6 protein-coding genes are annotated in these 8,326 nt (G+C 65.3%); 5 read left to right on the top strand and 1 reads right to left on the bottom strand.

All coding sequences use genetic code 11. The features are described 5' to 3' along the window. Window positions 1–80: 80 nt before the first annotated feature. The 5 genes from ACYP5B_RS43825 (at window position 81) to ACYP5B_RS43805 (ending at window position 5,739) form a co-directional block, all read left to right on the top strand. Entirely contained in the window at window positions 81–947 is an 867-nt protein-coding gene (locus ACYP5B_RS43825) for a branched-chain amino acid ABC transporter permease (protein WP_267606273.1), read from the top strand. Window positions 948–1,005: 58 nt separating this feature from the next. After that, window positions 1,006–1,977 carry a branched-chain amino acid ABC transporter permease gene (locus ACYP5B_RS43820; protein ID WP_459573832.1) on the top strand — a complete coding sequence of 324 codons (972 nt, stop codon included), beginning with the start codon at window positions 1,006–1,008 and terminating at the stop codon, window positions 1,975–1,977. Further along, complete coding sequence (locus ACYP5B_RS43815) at window positions 1,974–2,795, top strand: ABC transporter ATP-binding protein (protein ID WP_459573794.1); 822 nt, start codon at window positions 1,974–1,976, stop codon at window positions 2,793–2,795. The genes ACYP5B_RS43820 and ACYP5B_RS43815 overlap by 4 nt, the downstream gene beginning before the upstream one ends. Continuing rightward, window positions 2,792–3,511 (top strand): ABC transporter ATP-binding protein, encoded by a 720-nt coding sequence (locus ACYP5B_RS43810; protein WP_400094412.1) that lies wholly within the window; start codon window positions 2,792–2,794, stop codon window positions 3,509–3,511. Before ACYP5B_RS43815 ends, ACYP5B_RS43810 begins: the two co-directional genes overlap by 4 nt. Before the next feature lie 329 nt (window positions 3,512–3,840). After that, window positions 3,841–5,739: a potassium transporter Kup gene (locus tag ACYP5B_RS43805; RefSeq protein WP_400094414.1), complete on the top strand. Its 1,899-nt coding sequence runs from the start codon at window positions 3,841–3,843 to the stop codon at window positions 5,737–5,739. 173 nt (window positions 5,740–5,912) lie between these two features. On the opposite strand, the gene ACYP5B_RS43800 is transcribed toward ACYP5B_RS43805, so the two are convergent. Next, window positions 5,913–8,282 carry a Tex family protein gene (locus ACYP5B_RS43800; protein WP_318232624.1) on the bottom strand — a complete coding sequence of 790 codons (2,370 nt, stop codon included), beginning with the start codon at window positions 8,280–8,282 and terminating at the stop codon, window positions 5,913–5,915. Window positions 8,283–8,326: the final 44 nt, after the last annotated feature.

Raw genomic sequence — 8,326 nt, 5'->3', positions numbered from 1 at the left:
CGCCGGGCCGAAGTCCGGCCCGGCGCCTCTTGGCGGGCCGCATACCGCAACCGAGTTGCCGCTTTGCCGCATGGATATCCATGGATATCGTTTCCTTCTTCATTCAGTGCCTTAACAGCATCCAGTACGGCTTGCTGCTCTTTCTTGTCGCGAGCGGCCTGACGTTGATCTTCGGCATCATGGGCGTGATCAACCTCGCCCACGGCAGCTTCTACATGCTGGGCGCCTACCTGGCCTTCACGCTGGCCGGGCTGACCGGCAGCCTGCTGATCGCCATTCCGCTGGGCATCGTGCTGGCGGTGGCGTTCGGCTATGTGCTGGAATGGGTGTTCTTCAGCTATCTCTACGAGCGCGAGCATCTCCAGCAGGTGCTGATGACCTACGGGCTCATCCTCGTGTTCGAGGAACTGCGCAGCATCCTGGTGGATGACGACGTACATGGCGTGACCGTGCCGGCCATGCTCGACTGGTCGCTGCCGATCGGCAATGACATGACCTATCCGGTCTATCGCCTGTTTATCTCCGCGATCTGCCTGCTGGTGGCCGTGGCCATGTACCTGGTGATCCGCCGTACACGGCTTGGCATGATGATTCGCGCTGGCGCTACCAATCGCGAGATGGTGCAGTCGCTGGGCATCAACGTCACGGTGCTGTACCGCTTCGTGTTTGCGCTGGGCGTGGCCCTGGCGGTGCTGGCCGGCATGATCGCCGCGCCAGTGTCCTCGGTCTATCCCGGCATGGGCAGCCAGGTGCTGATCGTGTGCTTCGTGGTGGTGGTGATCGGTGGCATCGGCTCGGTCAAGGGGGCCATGGTGGCCTCGCTGCTGCTAGGTTTCGTCGATACCTTCGGCAAGGTGTTCTGGCAGGAGGCCTCCGGCGTGCTGGTCTATCTGCTGATGGCACTCATCCTGCTCTGGAAACCCCAGGGCTTGTTCAAGGCGGGGTAGGGATATGCCGAGCGATACCAATGCATTGGACGGCCCGGTGCGCGCGCGCACCGGGCCCATGCCCTGGCTGGGCGGGCTGGGCTGGCTGGTGGCGTTTGCGGCGCTGGCGGTGCTGCCGCTGCTGCTGAATTCGGATGGGCAGCGTTTTTATATCGAGCTGCTCAGCAAGGTCATGATCATGGCCATCTTCGCGCTGTCGCTGCAGCTGCTGATCGGCTACACCGGGCTGGTCAGCCTGGGCCACGCGGCCTACTTTGCCATGGCCGCCTACGCCACCGCGATGATGGCGCCCCAGGCCGGTCCGGGCAACGGCTGGTTATTGCTGCTGGGCGCGCTTGGCGCGGCGGCGCTGCTGGCGCTGGTGGTGGGGGCGCTGGTGCTGCGCACGCGCGGCATCTATTTCATCATGGTCACGCTGGCGTTCGCGCAGATGGTGTATTTCGTCTTTCACGACACCAAGATCGCGGGCGGCAGCGACGGTACCTATATCTACTTCCGGCCGGAGTTCGGCCTGCTGGGGGCGCACCCGTTCGACGTGAACGACGTCACGCATTTCTACTGGCTGGTGCTCGGCGCGCTGGTGCTCACGGTGGCGGGGCTGGCGGTGGTGCTGCGCTCGCGCTTCGGCCATGCGCTGGTGGGCATCAAGCATAACGAGCAGCGCATGCGTGCCGCCGGCTATGCCACCTATCGCTACCAGCTTGGCGCATTCGTGGTGGCCGGCACCTTTGCCGGCCTGGCGGGCTACCTGTATGCCATCCAGTACGGCTTCGTCAATCCGGAGATCGCGTCCTGGCACCAGTCCGGCAACGCCATGCTGATGGTGATCCTGGGTGGCGCCGGCAGCCTGGCGGGCGCGGTGCTTGGGGCCTTCTCCTTCGTCTTGCTCGCCGAGTGGTTCAGCACGCTGACCAAGCACTGGCAGTTGCTGATGGGCGGCTTTGTCATCGTGGCGGTGGCCTTGCTGCCGCATGGACTGATCAGCCTGGCCCGTGGCGTCGCGCGCCGGCGCGAAGGAGGATCCCGATGAACACACCCGTACCTGCACCGGTCTTGTCGGCCCGCAAGCTGACGCGCCGCTTTGGTGGCCTCACCGCGGTGGGCGACGTGGACCTGGACCTGGCCTTGCACGAGATCCATGCGGTGATCGGCACCAATGGCGCGGGCAAGTCCACGCTGATCAATATGCTGTCGGGCGAACTGCCGCCTTCGTCGGGCGCGCTGCAATTGCAGGGTCGCGACGTGACCGGCTGGTCGCAGCCGCGCCTGGCGCGCGAGGGCGTGGGCCGCAGCTACCAGCGCAACAATATCTTCCTGCCGCTGACGGTGCGCGAGAACTGCCGCCTGGCGGCGCAGTCGCGCACGCAGCGGGCCTGGCGGCTGTGGGAGGGCGCGCAGCGCTGCCGCACCAGCCGCGCGCTGGGCGACGAAGCCCTGGAGTGCGCCGGCCTGGCTGGCTGTGCGGATACCGTTGCCGCGGCGCTGTCGCATGGCCAGAAGCGCCAGCTCGAGGTGGCGATGTGCCTGGCCACCCAGCCCACCGTCCTGCTGCTGGATGAGCCTTTGGCCGGCATGGGTGCGGAGGAGTCGGCGCGCATGCTTGCGCTGTTGCGTTCGCTGCGCGATGGCCATGCGGTGCTGCTGGTCGAGCACGACATGGAGGCAGTGTTCTCGATCGCGGACCGGATCACGGTAATGGTCAACGGCACCGTGATCGCTTCGGGCGATCCCGACGCGATCCGTGTCAATCGCGAAGTCCAGCAGGCTTACCTGGGCGAGGACGGTGAGGACGGCGAGGACGGGGCAGTCTCCCGTCAACCGGCCCTGCATGGGGAGCAGGCGGCATGAGCGCGCAAAGCGAGATGATTGCGGCACGCGGCGTGCATGCCTGGTATGGCAGCAGCCATGTCCTGCGCGGGATCGATTTCAGCGTCGGCGCAGGCGAGACCGTGGGCTTGCTGGGGCGCAACGGCATGGGCAAGAGCACGCTGCTGCGCACCCTGCTTGGCCATGTGCGGCAGCGCAAGGGCACCATCCTCGCCGCCGGGCGCGACGTCTCCCGTGCGCAGCCGTATGAAGTGGCGCGCCTGGGCGTGGCCTATGTGCCCGAAGGACGGGGCATCTTCCCCAATCTATCGGTGCGCGAGAACCTCTTGATGGCGGCGCGCAAAGGGCCGTCTGGCCGGATGGACTGGGACGAGGCAAGGGTGCTGGACCTGTTCCCGCGCCTCAAGGAGCGCCTTGGCCACGGCGGGCAGCAACTGTCCGGCGGCGAGCAGCAGATGCTGTCGATCGGCCGGGCCCTGATGACCAACCCCGACTGCCTGATCCTGGATGAGGCGACCGAAGGGCTGGCGCCGCGCATTGTCGCCGAGATCTGGCAGGTCATTGCCACCGTGCGCGCCACCGGCATTGCGTCCGTGGTGGTGGATCGCAACTACCGTACGGTGCTGGCCAATGCCGATCGCGTGGTGGTGCTGGAAAAGGGCATGGTCGTCATGAACGGGCCTGCGGCCGAACTGGCGGTGGACCCCGGCTTGCTGGACCGCTATCTTGGCGTCTGATCGGCGCCTGATCGGCGCTTGTTTGTGACTAAATGCGCACAATCTGTGGCCGTGCAGCAACGTGCGAATCCCCCTATTCGTATGCAATTTGGTGGTCCACCCCGCGCAAGCGCTTGACCAGGCGGGACTTCCCTCGCATGCTTGCCACGTCACCAGCACCAGGCAGGTTCCTCAAGGCAGGATGCTCCCTAGTGGTCGTCACCCGGCACTTCATCTAGAATGGCGCGCGTTTGTGCAATGCAATAGCGGCGCGGTGCCGTTGCGCCATCTCAGGCGCACATACCGTGCGCCGATGCCGTTGCACGAGCCTTTCAACCTTACCTTTATCCATGACCCAGCCCGCATCCAGTCATTATTTCGTCGAAAGTCCCAGCAAGCGAGCGCTGGTGATCGGGGCGATCGGCGTCGTCTTCGGCGATATCGGTACCAGCCCGTTGTACGCCCTGAAGGAGTGCTTCAGCACCGAGCACGGCATCCCCTTTAGCGAAGCCGCTGTCATGGGCATCATCTCCATGTTGTTCTGGGCGATGATCATCGTGGTGTCGCTCAAGTACGTGATGTTCGTCATGCGCGCCGACAACGACGGCGAGGGCGGCATCCTGGCCCTGATGGCGCTGGCGCTGCGTACCGCGGCGCCGCGCTCGCGCATGGCAAAGCTGCTGATGATGTTCGGCATCTTCGGCGCCTGCATGTTCTATGGCGACGCGGTGATTACCCCGGCGATCTCGGTCCTGTCCGCGGTGGAGGGCCTGGAGATCGCCGCGCCCGGGCTGTCGCACTTCGTCATACCGATCACGCTGGTGATCCTCGTGGCCCTGTTCATGATCCAGCGCAGCGGCACCGCCGCCGTGGGCAAGCTGTTCGGGCCCATCATGATGGTGTGGTTCCTGGCGCTCGGCGCCCTGGGCGTGTACCACATGATGCATGTGCCCACGATCCTGATGGCAGTCAACCCGTACTATGCGGTGACCTTCCTGATGGAGCATTCGCTGCAGGCGTTCGTGGTGCTCGGCTCGGTGTTCCTGGTGCTGACCGGCGCCGAAGCGCTGTACGCGGACATGGGCCACTTTGGCATCCGGCCGATCCGCACGGGCTGGTTCGCGGTGGTCATGCCGTGCCTGATGCTGAACTATTTTGGCCAGGGCGCGATGCTGCTGCAGAACCCCGAAGCCATCAGCAACCCGTTCTACCTGATGGTGCCGCAGCCCCTGCTGATGCCCATGGTGTTGCTGGCCACGGGCGCCACGGTGATCGCCTCGCAGGCCGTCATCTCGGGCGCCTTCTCGCTGACCAGCCAGGCCATCCAGCTGGGCTTCGTGCCGCGCATGCGCATCCGCTACACCTCGGCTGCTGAAATCGGCCAGATCTACCTGCCGGTCATCAACTGGATCCTGCTGGTGCTGGTGGTGATCGTGGTGGTGGCCTTCAAGAAGTCCGACAACCTGGCGGCCGCCTACGGTATCGCGGTGACGACCACCATGGTGATCACCACATTCCTGGCTGCCGTGGTCATGCGCAATGTGTGGAAGTGGAACCCGGTCCTGGTGACCTTGATCGGCCTGACGTTCCTACTGGTCGACCTGGCATTTTTCTCGGCCAACCTGCTCAAGATCGCCGAGGGCGGCTGGTTCCCGCTGCTGATGGGCGCCACCGCCTTCTTCCTGCTGATGACCTGGCACAGCGGGCGCAAGCTGCTGCGCGCACGCAGCCTGGAAGATGGCATTCCGCTCGAGCCGTTTATCGGCGGCCTGCTGGCGCACCCGCCGCATCGGGTCGAAGGCACGGCCGTATTCCTGACCGGCAACACCGAGTCGGTACCGGTTTCGCTGCTGCACAACCTCAAGCACAACCGCGTGCTGCATGAGCGCGTGGTGTTCCTGAGCTTTGTCACGCGCGACGTGCCCTATGTGGACGATGACCATCGCCTGACCTGCAAGGATCTTGGCGGCGGCGTGTTCATCCTCAAGTCCGAGTACGGCTTCAAGGAAACGCCGGATGTGCAGCGGGTGCTGGACCTGGCCCAGCGCAAGCTCAACATGCAGTTCGAGCTGATGGAGACCTCGTTCTTCATCGCCCGCGAATCGGTGATTCCGTCGAAGCTGCCGGGCATGTCGATGTGGCGCGAAAGCCTGTTTGCCTGGATGCATCAGAACGGCGCCAAGCCCTCGGACTTCTTCCAGATTCCGGCTAACCGGGTGGTCGAGCTGGGGACCAAGGTGGAGATCTGACGGCTGCGCCCTCGGTTCGCGTGGCGTAGTTTCGGCTTGGATAGCCTCACTTGATGCCCGAGGGCTGCAAAATTCTTTGATGTCGGGATTTTGTAGCCCTCGGGCATCGCCCGCGGCAAGAAAAAAAGCCCCTGTGCATGGCACAGGGGCTTTTTACGTCAGCCGCGCGATGCTCAGCGCTTGAGCTTGGCGAAGGCCGCCGCCATGGCGCCGGACGGCTCCTCGCGGCGCTGGCCGCCACCGAAGCCCTTGCCTTGGCCGGGGCGCTGGCCCTGACCCTGGCGCGGTGCATTGCCGCGGTCCGTCTGGCCCGCGCGCGCCGGGCCCTGGCCGGGTTCGTCATCCAGGCGCATGGTCAGGCCAATGCGGTTGCGCTTGACGTCCACCTCCATCACCTTGACCTTGACGATCTGGCCAGCCTTGACCGCTTCGTGCGCGTCCTTGATGAACTTGGTGGACAGGGCGGAGATGTGGACCAGTCCGTCCTGGTGCACGCCGATATCGACGAACGCGCCAAAGGCGGCAACGTTGGTGACCACGCCTTCGAGGACCATGCCCGGCTGCAGGTGCTTGATGTCTTCCACGCCGTCCTGGAAGGTGGCGGTCTTGAACTCGGGGCGCGGATCGCGGCCGGGCTTTTCCAGTTCGGAAAGGATGTCGCGCACCGTCGGCAGGCCGAAGGTCTCGTCGGTGAAGGTGGTCGGCGACAGGCCGCGCAGCGCATCGCGATTGCCCATGACATCCGGCAGGCCCTTCTTGATATGGTCCAGGATGCGCTTGACCACAGGATAGGCTTCCGGGTGGACCGAGGAGCGGTCCAGCGGATTGTCGCCGTCGTTGACGCGCAGGAAGCCGGCGGCTTGCTCGAACGTCTTGTCGCCCAGGCGCGGCACCTTCTTGAGCGCGGCGCGATTGGGGAAGGCGCCGTTGGCATCGCGGTACTCGACGATATTGCGCGCCAGCACCGTGTTCAGGCCGGACACGCGGGCCAGCAGCGGGGCCGAGGCGGTATTCACGTCCACGCCCACGGCGTTCACGCAGTCCTCCACCACGGCGTCCAGCGCGCGGGCCAGCTCGCGCTGGTTCACGTCATGCTGGTACTGGCCCACGCCGATCGATTTCGGATCGATCTTGACGAGTTCCGCCAGCGGATCCTGCAGGCGGCGAGCGATCGAGACCGCGCCACGGATCGACACGTCGAGGTCCGGGAATTCCTTGGCGGCCAGCTCGGATGCGGAGTAGACCGAGGCGCCGGCTTCGCTGACCACGATCTTGGTCAGCTTGGCCTCGGGCAACGCCTTCATCAGGTCCAGCACCAGCTTGTCGGTTTCGCGGCTGGCGGTGCCATTGCCGATCGAGACCAGCATGACATTGTGCTGCTTGGCCATGCGCGCCAGCGTGGCGAGCGAGCCGTTCCAGTCGCGGCGCGGCTCGTGCGGGTAGATGGTGGCGGTGTCGATCAGCTTGCCGGTGGCGTCGACCACGGCCACCTTGCAGCCGGTGCGGATGCCCGGGTCGATGCCCATCACGGACTTCGGGCCAGCCGGCGCGGCCAGCAGCAGCTCGTGCAGGTTGCGGCCGAACACCTTGATGGCTTCGCCCTCGGCAGTTTCGCGCAGCTGGGTCAGCAGCTCGGTTTCGAGGTGCGGCTGCACCTTGACGCGCCAGCACCAGCGGCAGACATCGGCCAGCCACTTGTCGGCCGGGCGGTTCTGGTTCTGGATGCCGACATGGCGCGCGATCATGCCTTCGCACGGGTGCGGCACCATGGCGTCCTGTTCCTCGCCCAGGCCGAGCTTGACCATCAGCACGCCGGCATTGCGGCCGCGGAACAGCGCCAGCGCGCGGTGGGACGGGATGGTGCGGATGGTTTCGCTGTATTCGTAGTAGTCGCGGAATTTTTCCTCTTCCGCGCCTTCCTTGCCTTCCATCACCGACGAGGTGACCAGGCCATTGCTCCACAGGTGCTCGCGTACCTTGCCGAGCAGTTCGGCGGTTTCGCCAAACTGTTCCGACAGGATGTCGCGCGCGCCATCCAGCGCGGCCTTGATGTCCGGCACGCCGCCGTCGGCGGTGGGGTTGCCGTTGACGTACTTGGCGGCCTCGGCCTGCGGGTCCAGCGTGGGGTCGGCCAGCAGCGCGAGCGCCAGCGGCTCCAGCCCGCATTCGCGGGCGATCTGGGCGCGGGTGCGACGCTTGGGCTTGTAGGGCAGGTAGAGATCTTCCAGGACCTGCTTGGTCTCTGCGCCTTCGACGGCTGCGCGCAGTTCGGGCGTCAGCTTGCCCTGTTCCTCGATCGAGGCGAGGATGGTGGCGCGGCGCTCTTCCATCTCGCGCAGATAGAGCAGGCGTTCTTCCAGGTTACGCAGATGCGTGTCGTCCAGGTTGCCGGTCACTTCCTTACGATAGCGCGCAATGAACGGCACGGTCGCGCCTTCGTCGAGCAGTTCTACGGCCGCCGCCACCTGGCGGGGTTGGACGGACAGTTCGGCCGCGATGAGCGACACGATCTTTTGCATGACGGAAGCTGGCAGAGTGGACATCAGGAAAACAGTCGGTCGAAAGCGGGGCATTTTGCCACAAGCTT

The sequence above is a fragment of the Cupriavidus sp. 8B genome, from assembly GCF_054589115.1.
This window is presented reverse-complemented; position numbering and strand designations above follow the sequence as displayed.

Bases quoted from the DNA above. Each gene is read 5' to 3' on its own strand.
- ACYP5B_RS43800 (WP_318232624.1), bottom strand. From the start codon at position 8,282: ATGTCCACTCTGCCAGCTTCCGTCATGCAAAAGATCGTGTCGCTCATC.
- ACYP5B_RS43815 (WP_459573794.1), top strand. From the start codon at position 1,974: ATGAACACACCCGTACCTGCACCGGTCTTGTCGGCCCGCAAGCTGACG.
- ACYP5B_RS43825 (WP_267606273.1), top strand. From the start codon at position 81: ATGGATATCGTTTCCTTCTTCATTCAGTGCCTTAACAGCATCCAGTAC.
- ACYP5B_RS43820 (WP_459573832.1), top strand. From the start codon at position 1,006: ATGCCCTGGCTGGGCGGGCTGGGCTGGCTGGTGGCGTTTGCGGCGCTG.
- ACYP5B_RS43810 (WP_400094412.1), top strand. From the start codon at position 2,792: ATGAGCGCGCAAAGCGAGATGATTGCGGCACGCGGCGTGCATGCCTGG.
- ACYP5B_RS43805 (WP_400094414.1), top strand. From the start codon at position 3,841: ATGACCCAGCCCGCATCCAGTCATTATTTCGTCGAAAGTCCCAGCAAG.